Origin of the sequence: Bradyrhizobium sp. PUT101 (assembly GCF_052043945.1) — a bacterium.
Taxonomy (GTDB): domain Bacteria; phylum Pseudomonadota; class Alphaproteobacteria; order Rhizobiales; family Xanthobacteraceae; genus Bradyrhizobium.
The window spans coordinates 4,196,298-4,213,583 of record NZ_CP197207.1; the positions used below are offsets into that span (position 1 = coordinate 4,196,298).

The following is a 17,286-nucleotide window of genomic DNA, read 5'->3' on the forward strand; positions in this document are numbered from 1 at the left end:
CCTTGGATGCGCCCTCACCGGGCTGCGGCGCAGGTACCACATGGTCCGCGCCTCGTCACGGGCATGTCTTTCTCCTGTAATGCGCTATTGACAGCGGGCCGCCAACTAGCCAAGTGAAACACCGCTTTTTCAGACATTCCCAGGATTCCTGCCGTGGCCAAGTCCGAACTCGGAACCAAACGTATTTGCCCGACCACGGGCAAGAAGTTCTATGACCTCAACAAGAATCCGGTGATCTCGCCCTATACCGGCGAGGTGGTGCCGATCGCCCCGGTCGCTCCTGCGCGTGCGCCCCGCGGCGCCGAGGCCCGCAATATGGCCCAGGACACCGCGCCGGAGCCGGCAGAGACCGAAGAGTTGGTCTCGCTCGAGGAGGCCGATGCCGAGGAGAACACCGGCAAGGTCAAGGCCGTCGTGCCCGAATCCGAGGACGATATCGAGGTCGACGAGACCATCGACGACGACGATGACGATGATTCGACCTTCATTGCCGACGAGGAAGAGGGCGATGAGGACGTGACCGACATCATTGGTGACGTCGGAGGTGATGAAGAGACTTGAGATCAGCCCTGATCTGTGAAAAAGGGTGCACCGCGCGAGTCGCTCGGCTCGCCGCTCTGGGGTGATCAACCAGGTTCACCCCGGTGAAGGACTAAGGGGCCATAGCTCAGCTGGGAGAGCGCTTGCATGGCATGCAAGAGGTCGGCGGTTCGATCCCGCCTGGCTCCACCACGCTTCACCCTTCGGGCTACGCGTGGCGCAGCCGCGCGGAGCCCGAAGGGTGAAGCGTGGTGTCCGGCGTAGCCCGTAGGGCGAAGACGGACTGTCTCACATTCTGATTTCCTCTACTTCCCATCCGGCTACCCATCCGGCTACCCAGCCGCGAGACATCGATGTGGTACGTCTACATCATCCGGAGCATCGAGTTCCCCGACCAGGAATACATTGGTGCCACGGAAGATCTGAAGCGACGTCTTCCGGAGCACAATGCCGGCAAATCCGCTCACACCGCCAAGTTCGTGCCGTGGAAGCTGGTCTGGTACTGCGCCTTCCCTGATAAGCTGAAGGCCTTGGCATTCGAGAAATACCTCAAATCACACTCCGGCCGCGCCTTCTCGAAAAAGCGGCTCTGCTAGCCCTACTCCCCAATCACCGCATTGAGCCTGTCGCGTAGCGCGACGATCTCGTCCTTCATCGCGACCAGTTCCGACACCGAGCAGTCCGACGCCGCCAGAATCGACTGCGGCACGGCGCGGGCCTTTTCCTTGAGCGTGTATCCCTGCGGCGTCAGCGCGATCAGCACCTGGCGCTCGTCCTCGCGCGAGCGGGTGCGCTTGACGAGATGGGCGGCCTCGAGCCGCTTGAGCAGCGGCGTCAGCGTGCCCGAATCCAGGAACAGCTTCTCGCCGATGTCCTTGACCGGCACGTCGTCGCGCTCCCACAGCACCAGCATGACAAGATATTGCGGATAGGTCAGGCCGAGCCCGTCGAGCAGCGGCTTGTAGACGCGGTTGAAGGCATGCGCGGCGGAATAGACCGCAAAGCAGATCTGGTTGTCGAGCCGCAGCGGCGCGTCCGCTGCCGATGGTTTCCTGGCCATTTGAGAATCTCGCGAGGTTCGGTCGCATTGTGGGGCCGGTCGGCGGGACATTCAATTGCGAACAATTAAATGTGAGGCATCGCGATTTCAATTGCGCGCAATCTAATTGCCTGCAATAAAGATCGCACCCCACCCCAAGACCCAGGGAGACCACAATGTCCGTAAACGTCCTCTACAAGACCAGCGCCAAGGCCACCGGCGGCCGCGACGGCCATGCTGCGACCCTCGACGGCGCGCTCGACGTCAAGCTCACCACGCCGAAGGAGCTCGGCGGCGGTGGCGGCGCCGGCAACAATCCCGAGCAGCTGTTTGCGGCCGGCTATGCCGCCTGCTTCATCGGCGCGATGAAGTTCGTGGCTTCGCAGGGCGGCCCGAAGGTCCCGGCCGACGCCTCCGTCACCTCGACCGTCGGCATCGGACCGCGCTCCGAGGGCGGCTTCGGCCTCGACATCGATCTGGCGGTCTCGCTGCCGGGCCTTGCCCGCACAGAGGCCGAGGCGCTGGTCGCGAAGGCGCATCAGGTGTGCCCGTACTCCAATGCCACGCGCGGCAATGTCGACGTTCGCCTGACGGTCGTCTGATCCGGCGTGCGGATGGGCTGGCCCCGGGATCTGCCTCGGGCCGGCCGCTTCGCTGTTTTGCCACGCCGCGGCATTGACGCGCGACGGCGCATGCGGCCCTACGCCAGGAGCCATTGCTGCTCCTGGCAAACCTCGCTAGGCCTGTGACCGAACCTCGACACAGGAGAAGCGAAGGCATGAGTTCTGAAGCCGCCCTAGGTGCCATGAGCGGACTGCGCGTCATCGATCTCACGCGCGTGCTCGGCGGTCCCTACTGCACCCAGATCCTCGCCGACCATGGCGCCGACGTGATCAAGGTCGAGCCGCCCGCGGGCGACGAGGTGCGCGAATGGGGCCCTCCCTTCCACGAGGAGGACGCGGCCTATTTCGTCGGCATCAACCGCAACAAGCGCTCGATCGGTCTCGACCTCGGCTCCGAGGGCGGCCGCGCGGTGCTGCTCAAGATGCTGGAGACGGCCGACGTCCTGATCGAGAATTTCAAGCCGGGCACGCTGGAGAAGTGGGGCATCGGCAACGAGAGCTTGCGCGAGAAATTCCCGCGCCTCGTGCATTGCCGGATCTGCGGCTTCGGCGCCGACGGCCCGCGCGGCGGCAATCCCGGCTATGACGCCATCATCCAGGCCATGACCGGCATGATCGCGGCGACCGGCTCTCCCGAAAGCGGCCCTATGCGCATCGGCGTGCCGCTGGTCGACATCACCACCGGCCTCTATGCGGCGATCGGCATCCTGATGGCGCTGTCGGAGCGGCAGCGCTCCGGCAAGGGCCAGTTCCTGGAGACGACGCTGTACGAGACCGGCCTTGCCATCATGCATCCGCACACCGCGAACTATTTCATGCATGGCAAGCCGCCGAGCCTCACCGGCAACGAGCACCCCAACCTCGTGCCCTACGCGATCTTCCCGACCAAGACCGACAACATCTTCATCGGCGTCGGCAATGACGGCACCTTCCGCAAGCTCGCCAAGGAGATCGGCAAGCCCGAACTCGGCACCGACCCGCGCTTTGCCCGCAACAAGGACCGCATCGCCAATCGCGAGCTGCTGCGCGCCGAGCTTGCCGCGGTGTTCAGCCAGCACGAAGCCGAGCCGCTGTGCAATCGCCTGCTCGCGGCAGGCCTGCCCGCTGGCCCCGTGCAGAAGATCGACCAGGCGTTAACCAACCCGCACACGATCTATCGCGGCGATATTATCGAGAAGGACTGGTACAAGGGCGTCGCCTCGCCGATCCGGCTCAATCGCTCAAAGCCGAGCCTGCGCCGCCTGCCGCCGAAATTCAGCCAGCACGCGGCGGAGGTGCTCGGCGAGTTCGGCTACTCCAAGGCCGAGATCGACGCGATGGTCGAGAAGGGCACGGTCTGCGGCCCCGAGCGGAAGCGCTGAGATAAGACCGGGATCGGGCGTCGCCGCAGGTGCGCTCCCTCCCCCGCTTGCGGTCAGGGCCATCGCATGTGACTTTCGGACGGGCCTGAGCAAGCGCCTCGTCCTTCGAGACGACCGCTTTGCGGTCTCCTCAGGATGAGGCTAAGTGGCATCAGTGCCCGTTGAAACTGCTGCCGCACACTCCGCCCTCATCCTGAGGGCCCGCCGGAGGCGGGCGTCTCGAAGGATGGCCGCAGGCGAGTGTCCCGCCGCGTTTCCTCACATGCGATGGCCCTGCGCTTGAGGGGAGGGCTGGGGAGAGGGTGTCTCCGCGAAGGGACAGCCTCCCAGAGGATAAAGCCCTCACCCGGCGCTGCGCGCCGAGCTCTCCCGCAAGCGCGAGAGGTTTGGAGCCCGCGGCCTGACCGTCAGCCTCACACAACGATGCCGCACTGCGGCGCGACCACACGCGTGCCGCGCGCACGTCTTCGCCTATTTGACGGCTTCCCTTTTCCAGCGCTTGCCGCTTTCGTTTCGGCCGCTTACACAGTCATGTGAACGTCATATGGTGCTGCTAGCGCAAGCGCTTCTTCAGTGACGGGCAAGGGAGGTTTCTTGATGGCTCTTCGACATATTAGTGCGGCTGCCGCATTTGCACTCACGGTCGGCTTGTCGGCTTCGCCGGCGCTGGCTGTGACCGAAATCCAGTGGTGGCACGCGATGACCGGCGCCAACAACGACGTCATCGTCAAGCTCGCCAACGACTTCAACGCCGCGCAGAGCGACTACAAGGTGATCCCGACCTACAAGGGCAACTACGCCGATACGATGAACGCTGGCATCGCGGCGTTCCGCGCCGGCAACGCGCCGCACATCATGCAGGTGTTCGAGGTCGGCACCGCCACCATGATGGCCGCGACCGGCGCCGTGAAGCCGGTCTACAAGCTGATGGCCGAGACCGGCGAGAAGTTCGATCCCAAGGCCTATCTGCCCGCGATCACCGGCTACTATTCGACTTCGAAGGGCGAGATGCTGTCCTTCCCCTTCAACTCGTCGTCGACCGTCATGTGGGTCAACCTCGACGAGCTGAAGAAGGCGAATGTCGCGATCCCGAAGACCTGGCCTGAAGTGTTCGACGCCGCCAAGAAGCTGCACGACAACGGTCACCCCACCTGCGGCTTCTCCAACTCCTGGGTCACCTGGGTCAATCTCGAGCAGCTCTCCGCCTGGCACAACGTGCCGCTCGCCAGCAAGGCCAACGGCCTCGACGGTTTCGACACCGTGCTGCAGTTCAACGGCCCGCTCCAGGTCAAGCACCTCGAGAAGCTGGTCGAGCTCCAGAAGGACAAGACCTACGACTATGCCGGCCGCACCAACACCGGCGAAGGCCGCTTCACGTCAGGCGAATGCCCGCTCTACCTGACCTCGTCGGCCTTCTTCGGCAACGTCAAGGCGCAGGCCAAGTTCAACTTCACCGCGGTGCCGATGCCCTATTATCCCGACGTGAAGGGCGCGCCGCAGAACTCGATCATCGGCGGTGCCTCGCTCTGGATCATGGGCGGCAAGCCGGCCGCCGATTACAAGGGCGTCGCGAAGTTCCTGACATTCCTCTCGGATACGGATCGCCAGGTCTATATCCACAAATCGTCGGGCTATCTGCCGATCACCAAGGCGGCCTATGAGAAGGCCAAGGCCGAAGGCTTCTACAAGGACCAGCCTTATCTCGAGACCCCGCTGCTCGAGCTGACCAACAAGGAGCCGACGGAGAACTCCCGCGGGTTGCGCCTCGGCAACATGGTGCAGCTCCGTGACGTCTGGTCGGAAGAGATCGAGCAGGCGCTGGCCGGCAAGAAGACCGCCAAGCAGGCGCTGGACGCGGCCGTCGAACGCGGCAACACGATGCTGCGGCAGTTCGAAAAGACCGCCGTGAAGTAAGGCGACAAGCGGCAGGCCGGACAACCGGCCTGCCGCTGCTGCGGGCATCATGCAAAAGCAAGCCATCTTCCAGTCGAAGCTATTGCCATATGCGCTGGTTGCGCCGCAGCTCGCGATCGTCCTGATTTTCTTCTACTGGCCTGCCTTGCAGGCGGTGATCCAGTCCTTCCTGCTCCAGGACGCCTTCGGCCTCTCGACGAGCTTCGTCTGGTTCGAGAACTATCTCGACCTGTTCAAGGACCCCGCCTATTTCGAGGCGATCCTGCGCACCTTCTTCTTCTCCTTCGCCATCGCGGTGTCGTCGCTGTCGTTTGCGCTGCTGCTCGCCGTGATGGCCGACAAGCCGCTGCGCGGCTCGATGCTCTACCGCACGCTTCTGATCTGGCCCTATGCGGTGGCGCCGCCGGTCGTCGGCGTGCTCTGGATCTTCATGCTGCATCCCTCGCTCGGCGTGCTCTCACGCTATCTGCGCGCCCTGGGCATCGACTGGAATCCGCTGCTCGACGGCGACCAGGCCGCCAGCCTGATCATTCTCGCCGCCGCCTGGAAGCAGATCTCCTACAATTTCCTGTTCTTCCTCGCCGGCCTGCAGAGCATCCCCAGAAGCGTGCTCGAGGCGGCCGCGATCGACGGCGCGCGGCCGATGCGGCGGTTCTGGACCGTGACCTTCCCGCTGCTGTCGCCGACCATCTTCTTCCTCCTGGTCGTCAACATCGTCTACGCATTCTTCGACACGTTCGGCATCATCGACACCATGACCCGGGGCGGCCCCGGCAAGTCGACCGAGACGCTGGTCTACAAGGTCTATACAGACGGCCTGCTCGGCGGCAATCTCGGCAGCTCGGCGGCACAGTCGGTGATCCTGATGATCATGGTCATCGTGCTGACGGGAATCCAGTTCCGCTTCGTCGAACGCAAGGTGACCTACTGATGGTCGAGGAAGAGGGCTTCCGGCGCTACGTCGCCCACATCATCCTCTGGATCGGGATCGCGATCGTCGCCTTCCCGGTCTATCTCGCCTTCGTCGCCTCCACGCAGGACAACGCGGTGATCGCCAACGGCCAGATGTCGCTGCTGCCGGGCGGTCATTTCTTCGAGACTTACTACCAGACGATCTTCGTCGGCACGAGCGGCTCGACCCGCGAGCCGGTCGGCAACATGATGCTGAACTCGCTGGTGATGGCGCTTTTGATCGCCGTCGGCAAGATCGCGATCTCGATCATCTCGGCCTATGCGATCGTCTATTTCCGCTTTCCGTTCCGGATGCCGATCTTCTGGCTGATCTTCATCACCCTGATGCTGCCGGTCGAGGTCCGCATCTATCCGACCTACAAGATCGTCGCCGATCTGCACATGCTCGACAGCTATGCCGGCCTGTCGCTGCCGCTGATCGCCTCGGCCACCGCGACGCTGCTGTTCCGCCAGTTCTTCATGACGGTGCCGGACGAGCTGCTGGAGGCCTCACGCATCGACGGCGCCGGTCCCTTCCGCTTCTTCTGGGATACGCTGCTGCCGCTGTCGCGCACCAACATGGCGGCGCTGTTCGTGATCCTGTTCATCCTCGGCTGGAATCAATATCTCTGGCCGCTGCTGATCACCACGCGCGACGACATGCAGACCATCCAGATCGGCATCCGCAAGATGATCACCACCACCGACGCGCTGACCGAATGGCCGATCGTGATGGCGACCGCCGTGCTGGCCATGCTGCCGCCGGTATTCGTCGTCGTCGTCATGCAGAAGCTGTTCGTGCGCGGACTGGTCGAGACGGAAAAGTGAAGATGGCGAATAGTGAGTGGCGCGTAGCGAATGGGGTCGCTGCGTCCGCCTTGCGTCTTGACCAATCCCCATTCGCCACTCCCTGTTCGCTATTCGCCGGTGCAATCCATGGCTAACGTCACCCTGCGCAACGTCCGCAAGACCTATCCCGGCGGCTTCGAGGCCATCAAAGGCGTCGACGTCGATGTCGGCGACGGACAGTTCTGCGTGCTGGTCGGACCTAGCGGCTGCGGCAAGTCCACGCTGCTGCGCATGGTCGCGGGGCTGGAGACGGTCACCGGCGGCGAGATCGACATCGGCGGCCGCGTCGTCAACGGAATCGAGCCCGCCGATCGCGACATCGCGATGGTGTTCCAGAACTACGCGCTCTATCCGCATATGAGCGTCTACAACAACATGGCCTATGGCCTGCGCAACCGTGGCATGGCGGAGGCGGAGATCAGGACCCGCGTCGACGAGGCCGCGCGCATCCTCGAGCTCACGTCGATGCTGGAGCGCAAGCCGCGCCAGCTCTCGGGCGGCCAGCGCCAGCGCGTCGCCATGGGCCGCGCCATCGTGCGCCAGCCGAAGGTGTTCCTGTTCGACGAGCCGCTCTCCAATCTCGACGCCAAGCTGCGCATCGCGATGCGGGTCGAGATCCGCAAATTGCAGCGCCGGCTCAACACGACGTCGATCTACGTCACCCACGACCAGCTCGAGGCGATGACGCTCGCCGATGTTCTCGTCGTGATGAATGGCGGCCAGGTCGAGCAGATCGGCAATCCCCTCGCAATCTACGAGAAGCCGGCAACCACGTTCGTTGCTTCCTTCATCGGCGCGCCGCCGATGAATTTGATGTCGACGCGCCCCGAGGAGATCCGGTCCCAGCTCGCCGGGAGCGCTGCGGCCGACGCCGGCATCCTCGGCATCCGCCCGGAAGACTTCGTCATCACCGATCAGACGCCCGCCGGCGGCGTCACGCTGCCGCTCACCGTGGAAGCGATCGAGCGCGTCGGCGCCGAAACCTTCGTCTACGGCTCCCGCGAGCACGAGGAGCAGCACGTCGCCGCCACCCCCGGCGAGCTGCCGCCCGGCGAGATCATCGTCCGCATCCCCGGGACCGAGGCGCCACCTATTGGCGCGAGAATCCGCGTCGCCGCGACGCGGGCGAAGCTGCATTTGTTCAGCGGCGATGGGCGGACGCGGTTGGAGGCCTGACCGGTTCCGCGGGGCCGACAGACGAAACCGCGAAAACAACCCCATGCACAGTAGAAGGGGGCTTGTTTTCATTGGAATAAATCGCTCCGCGAAGCTCGCCATGCCCGGGCTGGTCTTGGCTTGTCCCGGGCATCCACGTTCCTCGCGCGAGAGAACGGTCGTGGATGGCCGGGACAGGCCCGGCCACGACGATGTGGAAGCGATCGAGCGAAAGCAAACTGCGTCACATGCGGGAATGACACCTGTGCAAGCTCACCGCTACGTCCTTGAACCTCCACGAGGATATTCCCATATTGCTGGTCAAGGGGTGCCTTGACGGGCCCTGAAACACCAAAGTCGCTTCTGCGAGGACTTTGTAAACTATGTCTCGTGTTCCAACGCTCTCCAGTCCCTTTCTGCTGGGCTTCGACGAGATCGAGCGCGTGCTCGACCGCGTCGTCAAAGGCGCCGACGGCTACCCTCCCTACAACATCGAGAGGTGTGGCGGTTCGGACGGCCAGCCCGAGCGTTTGCGCATCACGCTGGCGGTCGCCGGCTTCACCCGCGACCAACTCGATGTAACCATTGAGGAAAACCAGCTCGTGATCCGCGGGCGGCAGCAGGACGACAAGACCCGGCAATACATCCATCGCGGCATCGCCGCGCGCCACTTCCAGCGCACCTTCGTGCTGGCGGAGGGGATGCTGGTGCTGGGTGCGGATCTGAAGAACGGGCTGCTGTCGATCGATCTGGCCCGGCCAGAACCGGAGAGGATCGTTAAGACAATCGCTATCAATGAGCACGAATAATGGAACGAGTAGCGGACTCGACCGCTTAGTGTTCCAGAGGAGTCGAGACCATGAGTGAAGGTCACGTTGCGTTCGAATACGAAGCCAAGAACGTCTCTCCGGAGACGCTGGCAACCCTGGGCGAAGGCCATATCGCCTATGTGAGACAGATCCGATCCGAGGACGTGCCGGACCTGTTCCCCGAGGCACCCAAGATTGCGCCGGGCCTCAAGCTGTTCGCGCTCCACGCCGCCGACGGCACGCCGATCATGCTGACCGACAGCCGCGAAGCCGCGGTCGCCAATGCCTGGAGCAACGAGCTGCAAGCGGTGAGCGTGCACTGAGCGCTCCAAGCGTCGCACGAATAGAGTTTCAAGCGGGCATGCCTTCACGCGAAGGCGTGCCCGTTTTGCTTTGCGTGCCGACCTGGTCAGCAGCGCAGCCGACGCTGGCGATAATCAACGCACCGCCGGGATCAGCGCCCGCATGATGTCAGGCTTCCAGGTCTGACGCGCGCTGTCGAATGCTGCGAAATCATGGTCGAACTGCCAGTAGGCCCATGCCCAGCCAAGCCGCTCCGCACTTCGCGCCACGAACGACAGATATCTCGTCCGGGCTTCGGCTGGCGCGGCCTCGTACACGCCGAACTCGCCGAGATAAATCGGGCGCTTTTCCCGTTCGGACCAGATACGCACCTTCTCGAAATCGGCGCGCGCCTTTCGTTCGTCCTCCGGAGTGCCCCAGTCGAGCGGCCCTACTCGCGAAAACGTTTCGGACCACGGCGCACCCTGATGGGTGAAACGGATCGGCGCGTAATAGTGAAACGTCACGATGAGGTTTCTGTCCTCCGACGGCAGGACCAGTTCTTCGACCGGCATGTCATCGACGTTGAGAACGGCGGCAATGACCGTCCGCCCGGGGTTGGTTCTGCGGATGATGCCGAGACACTCGTTCAGAAGGGCGTTCCAGCTGGCGGACGTCATCTGCCCGCCCGGCTCGTTGAGGACCTCGAAGACAAGCGCCGGATATTTTCCGGCATAGCGCTCGGCGATCTGCGTCCAGAACGCCTTCAGCTTCTCGGTGCACTCGGAGACGTCGCGCTGGCAGACATGGGTATCGTGCTCGTCCAGGATGGGGATGAGCTTTCGGGCGAGCACCTCCTCGATCACGGCATCAAGCCGCCTCAAGACGGTTTCGTCCAGCAGATTCCCGGGATTCATGAACTTGAAGCCGAAGAAATTGATGCGAACGTGCGAGAACCCGGCGCGTCTGATCGCAGTGAGGTTGTCCAGCCGAAATGGCGCGTTCCGGCCTCCCTCCCAGATGCCGTCGTAACCGAGGATGTTGATGCCGCGTCCCAATTTCGAGGGGGACGGCGCGGTGCCCTGGCCGGCTGCGTCGGCCCGAGATCCGATTGCGAGCACGGCGATCGCCAGAGCCAGACCGAACGCCAGCGGCCAGCGAGCGCAGATCGCCTTCATCCGTTCCTCCTTCATCACTACAGGGATTGCTGCGGCACCGGCCTGCACACCGCAAAGAAGAACGCGACGAGAAGCACCGACGTGAACATCGTCGAGCGGAGGAACATCGTCTCCGTGAAATTCGATTGGAAACTCAGGACGACGAATCCGATGATGAGAGCGCAATGGCCGCGATCGATCGACCGGGTGGAGATCAAGTACTGGACCTTCTCTGAAAACAGATAAACGCTGGCGGCGAACAGCAGATATCCCAGGAATCCCGTTTCAATCGCCACCGCGATGTAACCGCTGTGATAATTGTCGAGCACCCAGCCATGGTTCTGGTTGAAATAGTCGTAGATCGCAGGACGCGTCCAGAATCCGTTGATGCCGAAGCCCAGCAGCGGCGCGTCGTCGAAATGGTTGATGGCGTACTGCCAAATGAAGGTCCGTTCGGTCAAATTGACGGTCGATTCGCCGAGATGGATGGAATCGTACCCCGTCACGTAGAAATACAGGATCAGCAGGGCGGCCAGGATGCACATGATGAAGGGCAGAACCGCGTAAACTCTCATGCAGCGGATCGACCACATCGAGGTCACGAGCAGTGCACCTGCGGCCACGGCAACGGCACCGGCACCACGGGATTCCGAGGCGATGACGCACGTCGATGCCAGGAGAAACGTCGCGAGAAAAGCGGTCCATCCCTGCCCCGTCATCTTCTGGTAGCAGGCAAAGAACATCAGATATGCGCTGATGAAGCCGAGCGTCTGCTTCGATTCATATATTCCTTGCCACTGACCCTTGTGCATCCAGCTCTGGTCTACGCCGATCTCGGGCACGAAGACCGCACACAGGGCCGAGGCGGCGACCAGTATGAAGAGCCCCAGCGCCGTCGATCCGACGATCTCGTCGATGTCGATGCGCGTGATGAGGCAGTACGCACCGAAGGTCGTCACCGCAAGTGCCGCGCTCTTCATGATCGCTGCGGTGGCGAGGCTGGTCCATAGAACCGAAGCGACGGCGAGAGCATAGAATGCGACCAGCGCGATGAGATCGGGATTGCACTGCACTCTCACGCGCGGGCGAACGAAGGCACTGGCGTAGATCAGGATGATCCACATCAGGAGCGCAACGGCCTGTTGCACGTAGCTCCACTCTGCGGGAAGCAATGCGGGGTTGAAGACGCCCATCGACGCGATCACGTTGACGGTGATCGAACTGCGGATCACGTTTCTGGCAAGCGTTTCCACGCCGACGCCGCGCGCTTTCCAGATCGCGCTGTCGTATGCCTCGGAATCAGCTACGGTGTGCAGGCTGGCCATGAGCTGACCTTCCAGAAGCACGGTTAATATTTTCCTTAATGCCCATCGCGACCGCCTTCGCGCCGGCGGCGTTCTCAGGGCCTGAGATTCATCCGATGCTGAGACCCGGTGGCCTAGGCCGCCGTCGCCGGCGGCAGCGCGAGCACGGAATAGATCGCCTGGGCATCGCGCGAGGCGCGGAGCTTCTTGGCGATGTCCTGGTCGCGCAAGAGGCGGGCGATGCGGGCGAGCGCCTTCAAATGATCGGCGCCGGCGCCTTCGGGGGCGAGCAGCAGGAAGACGAGATCGACCGGCTGGCCGTCCATCGCCTCGAAATCGATCGGACGATCGAGCCGCGCGAACAGGCCGAAGATCTTTTCCAGCTTGGGCAGCTTGCCGTGCGGAATGGCGACGCCATAGCCGACTGCGGTGGTGCCGAGCTTCTCCCGCTGCAGCAGCACCTCGAACACCGAGCGCTCGTTCTGCCCGGTCAGCTCGGCGGCCCTGGCCGCGAGCTCCTGCAAGGCCTGCTTCTTGCTGTTGACCTTCAATGCCGGGAGAATCGCCTCGGGTGCGACCAGATCGGTAATCGGCATGGAGGGTTTCCGAGGTGAATTAAACCGCAGGTTCCGATTTGGCCAGCTTGATAGACCAAGCTGAGCCGGCGTCAATAACATGAAGCAGGAGGCGCACTTAGCCCCGGTCGAGATGTGGGGGGCTTCTACTCCAACGCAATCCCGGTGCCAACTCCCGCGTGCAGCTTTGCCCCCGTCATTGTTAAGGGCCTGGATGGGAACCATGCCCGAATCCCGGGCCTAGCCTTGCGATTGGCCGTCCGCCTTCGCCCCCGGCGGGTCAATCCAGCCCACATTGCCGTCCGCCCGGCGGTAAATGATGTTCACCCGGCCTGACGAACCATGCTGGAACACCATGCAGGGTGCCCCGCTGAGGTCGAGTTCCATGACCGCTTCGCTGACCGAGAGCCGCTTCAGCGACGTGGTCTGCTCCGCGATGATGACGGGACTGTAGCCGGTGACTTCCTCTTCGCCCTCTCCGGGCGCTTCCAGCACGTAGCTGGTGGCGTCGAGCGCAGCCATCGCCTCGGAGGCGACATGGGCCTTGCGCGCGGAGCGGTCCTTGAGCCGGTTCTTGTAGCGACGCAGCCGCCTCTCGATCATCAGCAGCGCCTGGTCGGCGCTGGCATAGGCATCCGGTGCGTTCGAATCGGCCTCCAGCGTGATTCCCGAATCGAGATGCAGGGCGCAATCGGTACGAAAGCCGAAGCCGTCCTTGCTGAGCGTGATGTGGCCGGAATAGTTGCCGTCGAAATATTTGCGCAGCACCTCGTCGGTGCGGTCGGCAACGCGGCCGCGCAGGGCCTCGCCGACGCTGATGCTCTTTCCCGAAATCCGGAGAGTCATTTGATGCCTCGCTTGCTTTGTTGCAGCAGCTGCGATGACTCGTCATCGCCGCTGAAGTTGCTCCTCGCGCATGATCTTCGCGCAAACGCGCTCCGCGTTTGTCGCGAGGGAAAGCCGCTGCACATTTTTCCGGATCATGCGCATGCCTGGATCGGTCTCGAAGGACGACGAGAGTAGCGCGATTTCGCGTCGGCGCAATCAGGCCGGCTCGGTGTTGCGGGAGCGATCGGACAATGCGGTGGAGAGAACGTTACCAAGGGCGCTCTGCTTGTCGCGGCGGCGTTGCACCGAGGAGGGTATGCGCATGGCTTCGCGGTACTTCGCGACCGTGCGGCGGGCAATATCAATGCCCGAAGCGCGCAAGCGTTCCACGATGGTGTCATCCGACAGGATCGCGGAGGGCTCCTCCGAATCGATCAGCTGCTTGATGTGGTGACGCACGGCTTCGGCCGAATGCGCCTCGCCGCCGTCGGCCGAGGCGATCGAGGCCGTGAAGAAATATTTCAGCTCGAACGTGCCGCGATTGGTCGCCATGTATTTGTTGGCGGTGACGCGCGACACCGTTGATTCATGCATCTGAATGGCATCGGCGACGGCCTTCAGATTGAGCGGCCGCAGGTGCGCCACGCCATGGGTGAAGAAGCCGTCCTGCTGGCGCACGATCTCGGTTGCAACTTTCAGGATGGTGCGGGCGCGCTGGTCGAGCGCGCGCACGAGCCAGGTCGCGTTCTGAAGCGCGTCGGTGAAATAGGACTTGTCGCCGTCCTTGCCGACCTTCTTCGACAGCTCGGAATAGTAGGTCTGGTTGACCAGCACGCGCGGCAAGGTGTCGCTGTTGAGCTCGACATGCCAGCCACCGTCGGGACCCGGACGGACATAGACATCGGGCACCATGGTCTGCAAGCGCGCCGAGCCGAACTTCATGCCGGGTTTGGGATTGAGGCGGCGGATCTCGCCGATCATGTCGGCGATGTCCTCGTCATCGACACCGCAGATCTTGCGCAAGGCAACGATGTCGCGCTTGGCAAGCAGATCGAGATGCTCGACCAGGGCCTGCATCGCGGGGTCGTAGCGGTCGAGCTCGCGGAGCTGGATCGCCAGGCATTCGCTCAAATTGCGCGCGAAGACGCCGGGCGGATCGAATTTTTGCAGCACGGCGAGGACGGCTTCGACGTCGGCCTGCGATGCGCCAAGACGCTCGGCGGCCTGGCCGAGATCGGCCGGCAGATAGCCGGCCTCGTCGACGAGGTCGATCAGGTACTGGCCGATCATGCGCTGGGCGGGTGCGGTGAAGGCGACCGAGAGCTGCTCGGCGAGATGGTCCGACAACGTTGTCTCGGCCGCGACAAAAGCTTCGAGATTGTAGTCTTCGGTACCAGAGGCGCCGCCGCCCCATTCCGTATAGGTGGTCGGCGCGGCGTCCTGGGCGTTGCGCGCCGCAGCCTCGGCGGGCTCCTCGGAGAAGACGTTGTCCAGGCCCGTATCCAGGGTCTGCTCGATCTCGGCACGGGTGCCGAGCTCCTTGCTCATCCATTCTTCCTGGCCCGGCTCGAAGCCCTCAGTGCTGCCGCCGAAGCCGTCCTCGCCCTGACCTTCGCCTTGACCGTCGGAATCGCCGTAGCTCCCGGCCTCGGCAGAACCCTCCCCCGCGGGGGCCTCGTCACTGGCCCGTTCCAGCAGCGGATTGCGCTCGAGCTCCTCTTCCACGAACGTCGTGAGATCGAGATTGGACAATTGCAGCAGCTTGATCGCCTGCATCAGCTGCGGCGTCATCACCAGCGACTGCGACTGCCGGAACTCTAATCTCTGCGTGAGCGCCATGAAGCAAGAACCGTTCCCAAAAAATTGGTCCGATTTTTGCTTATCCTAGTCCGAGCCCGATGTACACGTCTTGACGAAACGCAAAAAAGGGCTAGAGGCGGAATTCCTCACCAAGGTAAAGGCGGCGGACGTCCGGATCGGCAACGATCTCATCCGGGGTCCCCTCGGTCAAGATTTCCCCGGCATAGACGATATAGGCACGGTCGGTCAGGCCGAGCGTCTCCCGCACGTTGTGATCCGTGATCAGGACGCCGATGCCACGATTGGTGAGATGGCGGACGAGATCCTGGATGTCGCCGACCGCGATCGGGTCGATGCCGGCGAAGGGCTCGTCGAGCAGCATGTAGTTCGGCCGCGTCGCCAGCGCGCGCGCAATCTCGACGCGGCGGCGCTCGCCGCCGGACAGCGCGATCGACGGCGATTTGCGCAGGCGCGTGATGTTGAACTCATCGAGCAACGAATCGAGCTGCTGCTCGCGCTTCTTGCGCGAAGGCTCGACCACTTCGAGCACCGCGCGGATGTTCTGCTCGACGGTGAGGCCGCGGAAGATCGAGGCTTCCTGCGGCAGATAGCCGATGCCGAGCCGCGCGCGCTGATACATCGGAAGCTTCGTCACGTCGTGGCCGTCGAGCTCGATCGCACCGCGGTCGGCCTTGATCAGGCCGGTGATCATGTAGAACACGGTGGTCTTGCCGGCGCCATTCGGCCCGAGCAGGCCGACCGCTTCGCCGCGGCGCACATAAATGCTGACGCCGCGCACCACCTGGCGGCTGCCGAAGCTCTTTTCCACGCTATGCACAGCCAGGAAACCGGGCCGGTTCAGCAGCTGCGGCCCACCCGCGCCGTTGGGCCTGGCGGCGGCCCTGACCGGGTGAACGGCCTGCGGACGCGGCGGCTCGACTTGATAGTCGGCCTGGTAGTCACCCTGGAACTGGTCTGGCGCACGCTTCGGCTGGTCGCGGGCGATCGGCGGCGCGTCCCTGACAGGACTGGTCACGAGGCCGCCGACGCTGTCACCGAGCGCGGTGATGTCCTGACGCGCAAATCCTGGCCGGCCGCGTTTGGCGGGGCGCCGACGGAACATGCTGAAGAGATCGACCATCCCGCCTTCCAGCCTTTTCGCGACGATCCTGCGCGAATTCGTGCGATCTGCCGCACCGGCCTTTCGATTCGCCGTTGCAGCATGAGTGAAGGGATGTCTCATGCCCAGTGAAACACGCCCGAAAAGCGGCGGATCCCGCTTCGAAAGCCCTGCGCGCTAAATACAGTCTCGCCGGGCAAGCTTCAACCTCGGATCGCGAGCATCCGAGACAAGTGATTGAATTTACTTTTGTTTACTTGCGCCGGGCAATTGCAAAGGCGGCGCCCCGCCGGGTTTGGCCCCTTGTCCCGCTTGTCCCCCTTGGCCGCAATCGTTGCTGCCGCCCTGCGGCAGCAGCGCCTGCACCCGGCCGTTGTCGGCTTCGACACGTGACACGCCGGTCGTCATGTCGACCATCAGGCGGTCGCCGCGCAGCACGTTCTTGCACTGCGTCAGAACCACCTGGCCCGAGCCGCCGAGCATGGTGATGAGGTTGGTCCTGGTGTCGAACACGGCGGTGTCGCCGGTCACCACCTGGTCCTTCTGGGTCACCACGACATTGCCGCGCGCCTCCAGCCGCTTGATCGAGGAGCTGCCGCCCGGACCCGGCGTCGCCGACTGCATCGGCGCCGATTTCGTGCCCTTCGCAGCAGGCTGCGGCGCAGCGGGCTTGTCGCCGCCCGATTCGTAGAACACCACCAGCGTCTTCGAGGTCATGGTGGTATCGCCCTGCACGACCTTCACATTGCCGGCGAAGGTCGCCTCCTTCTTCTTGTCGCGCATCTCCAGCGAGGCGGCTTCGATCTGGATCGGCTGATCGCGGTTCTGCGAGAAGCCCTGCATCGCGTTGGGCACGCCCTGCATCGTGCTCTGTGCGATGGCAGCGCCCGTTGCGACCAGCGCGACAGCGGCGGCGAACGCGGCCGCACCGAGGATGGCGCCACGCTTGTCTTCGCTGCGCGGAAAAAACCTGATCATG

18 protein-coding genes and 1 tRNA gene are annotated in these 17,286 nt (G+C 63.5%); 11 read left to right on the forward strand and 8 right to left on the reverse strand.

From position 1 onward, the window contains the following. Positions 1-153: 153 nt before the first annotated feature. The 3 genes from ACSHT2_RS20305 (at position 154) to ACSHT2_RS20315 (ending at position 1,136) form a co-directional block, all read left to right on the forward strand. Entirely contained in the window at positions 154-561 is a 408-nt protein-coding gene (locus ACSHT2_RS20305) for a TIGR02300 family protein (RefSeq protein WP_440636077.1), read from the forward strand. 95 nt (positions 562-656) lie between these two features. After that, positions 657-732: transfer RNA gene (locus tag ACSHT2_RS20310), tRNA-Ala, on the forward strand. Between the two features lie 161 nt (positions 733-893). After that, entirely contained in the window at positions 894-1,136 is a 243-nt protein-coding gene (locus tag ACSHT2_RS20315; protein ID WP_028180118.1) for a GIY-YIG nuclease family protein, read from the forward strand. A gap of 2 nt (positions 1,137-1,138) precedes the next feature. On the opposite strand, the gene ACSHT2_RS20320 is transcribed toward ACSHT2_RS20315, so the two are convergent. Next, positions 1,139-1,600 (reverse strand): MarR family winged helix-turn-helix transcriptional regulator, encoded by a 462-nt coding sequence (locus ACSHT2_RS20320; RefSeq protein WP_440636078.1) that lies wholly within the window; start codon positions 1,598-1,600, stop codon positions 1,139-1,141. 155 nt (positions 1,601-1,755) lie between these two features. Between ACSHT2_RS20320 and ACSHT2_RS20325 the strand changes: the two genes are divergently transcribed. The 8 genes from ACSHT2_RS20325 to ACSHT2_RS20360 all read left to right on the forward strand — a co-directional run bounded on the left by ACSHT2_RS20325 (position 1,756) and on the right by ACSHT2_RS20360 (position 9,564). Beyond that, on the forward strand, positions 1,756-2,181 hold the full coding sequence (locus ACSHT2_RS20325) for an organic hydroperoxide resistance protein (RefSeq protein WP_194390598.1): 426 nt from the start codon (positions 1,756-1,758) through the stop codon (positions 2,179-2,181). A 176-nt stretch (positions 2,182-2,357) separates the two neighbouring features. Then, entirely contained in the window at positions 2,358-3,563 is a 1,206-nt protein-coding gene (locus ACSHT2_RS20330) for a CaiB/BaiF CoA transferase family protein (RefSeq protein ID WP_440636080.1), read from the forward strand. A gap of 597 nt (positions 3,564-4,160) precedes the next feature. Continuing rightward, positions 4,161-5,477 carry a sn-glycerol-3-phosphate ABC transporter substrate-binding protein UgpB gene (gene ugpB / locus ACSHT2_RS20335; protein ID WP_440636081.1) on the forward strand — a complete coding sequence of 439 codons (1,317 nt, stop codon included), beginning with the start codon at positions 4,161-4,163 and terminating at the stop codon, positions 5,475-5,477. Between the two features lie 49 nt (positions 5,478-5,526). Then, on the forward strand, positions 5,527-6,408 hold the full coding sequence (ugpA, locus tag ACSHT2_RS20340; protein WP_440636082.1) for a sn-glycerol-3-phosphate ABC transporter permease UgpA: 882 nt from the start codon (positions 5,527-5,529) through the stop codon (positions 6,406-6,408). Continuing rightward, the gene (ugpE, locus tag ACSHT2_RS20345; RefSeq protein WP_440636084.1) at positions 6,408-7,256 is read left to right on the forward strand and encodes a sn-glycerol-3-phosphate ABC transporter permease UgpE; all 849 of its coding nucleotides are present in this window, start codon (positions 6,408-6,410) and stop codon (positions 7,254-7,256) included. The genes ugpA and ugpE overlap by 1 nt, the downstream gene beginning before the upstream one ends. A 108-nt stretch (positions 7,257-7,364) precedes the next feature. Then, complete coding sequence (locus ACSHT2_RS20350) at positions 7,365-8,453, forward strand: sn-glycerol-3-phosphate import ATP-binding protein UgpC (protein WP_440636086.1); 1,089 nt, start codon at positions 7,365-7,367, stop codon at positions 8,451-8,453. A gap of 362 nt (positions 8,454-8,815) precedes the next feature. Then, complete coding sequence (locus ACSHT2_RS20355) at positions 8,816-9,241, forward strand: Hsp20 family protein (RefSeq protein WP_035704151.1); 426 nt, start codon at positions 8,816-8,818, stop codon at positions 9,239-9,241. 50 nt (positions 9,242-9,291) lie between these two features. Beyond that, positions 9,292-9,564: a DUF1150 family protein gene (locus tag ACSHT2_RS20360; protein WP_440636088.1), complete on the forward strand. Its 273-nt coding sequence runs from the start codon at positions 9,292-9,294 to the stop codon at positions 9,562-9,564. 114 nt (positions 9,565-9,678) lie between these two features. Here ACSHT2_RS20360 and ACSHT2_RS20365 read toward each other — a convergent pair whose 3' ends face one another. The 7 genes from ACSHT2_RS20365 to ACSHT2_RS20395 form a co-directional block, all read right to left on the reverse strand. Then, positions 9,679-10,701 (reverse strand): glycoside hydrolase family 5 protein, encoded by a 1,023-nt coding sequence (locus tag ACSHT2_RS20365; RefSeq protein WP_440636090.1) that lies wholly within the window; start codon positions 10,699-10,701, stop codon positions 9,679-9,681. Positions 10,702-10,718: 17 nt separating this feature from the next. After that, positions 10,719-12,005, reverse strand: coding sequence for an O-antigen ligase family protein (locus ACSHT2_RS20370; RefSeq protein ID WP_440636091.1), 1,287 nt, complete (start codon positions 12,003-12,005; stop codon positions 10,719-10,721). A gap of 113 nt (positions 12,006-12,118) precedes the next feature. Continuing rightward, positions 12,119-12,580 (reverse strand): PTS IIA-like nitrogen regulatory protein PtsN, encoded by a 462-nt coding sequence (gene ptsN / locus ACSHT2_RS20375; protein WP_014438750.1) that lies wholly within the window; start codon positions 12,578-12,580, stop codon positions 12,119-12,121. A 219-nt stretch (positions 12,581-12,799) separates the two neighbouring features. Continuing rightward, positions 12,800-13,405, reverse strand: a complete 606-nt coding sequence (hpf, locus tag ACSHT2_RS20380; RefSeq protein WP_440636093.1) for a ribosome hibernation-promoting factor, HPF/YfiA family — start codon at positions 13,403-13,405, stop codon at positions 12,800-12,802. A gap of 198 nt (positions 13,406-13,603) precedes the next feature. Then, positions 13,604-15,226 (reverse strand): RNA polymerase factor sigma-54, encoded by a 1,623-nt coding sequence (rpoN, locus tag ACSHT2_RS20385; RefSeq protein ID WP_440636094.1) that lies wholly within the window; start codon positions 15,224-15,226, stop codon positions 13,604-13,606. Between the two features lie 91 nt (positions 15,227-15,317). After that, positions 15,318-16,328, reverse strand: a complete 1,011-nt coding sequence (lptB, locus tag ACSHT2_RS20390) for an LPS export ABC transporter ATP-binding protein (protein WP_440636096.1) — start codon at positions 16,326-16,328, stop codon at positions 15,318-15,320. A gap of 222 nt (positions 16,329-16,550) precedes the next feature. Then, positions 16,551-17,285, reverse strand: coding sequence for an LptA/OstA family protein (locus tag ACSHT2_RS20395; protein WP_440636098.1), 735 nt, complete (start codon positions 17,283-17,285; stop codon positions 16,551-16,553). Position 17,286 lies beyond the last annotated feature (1 nt).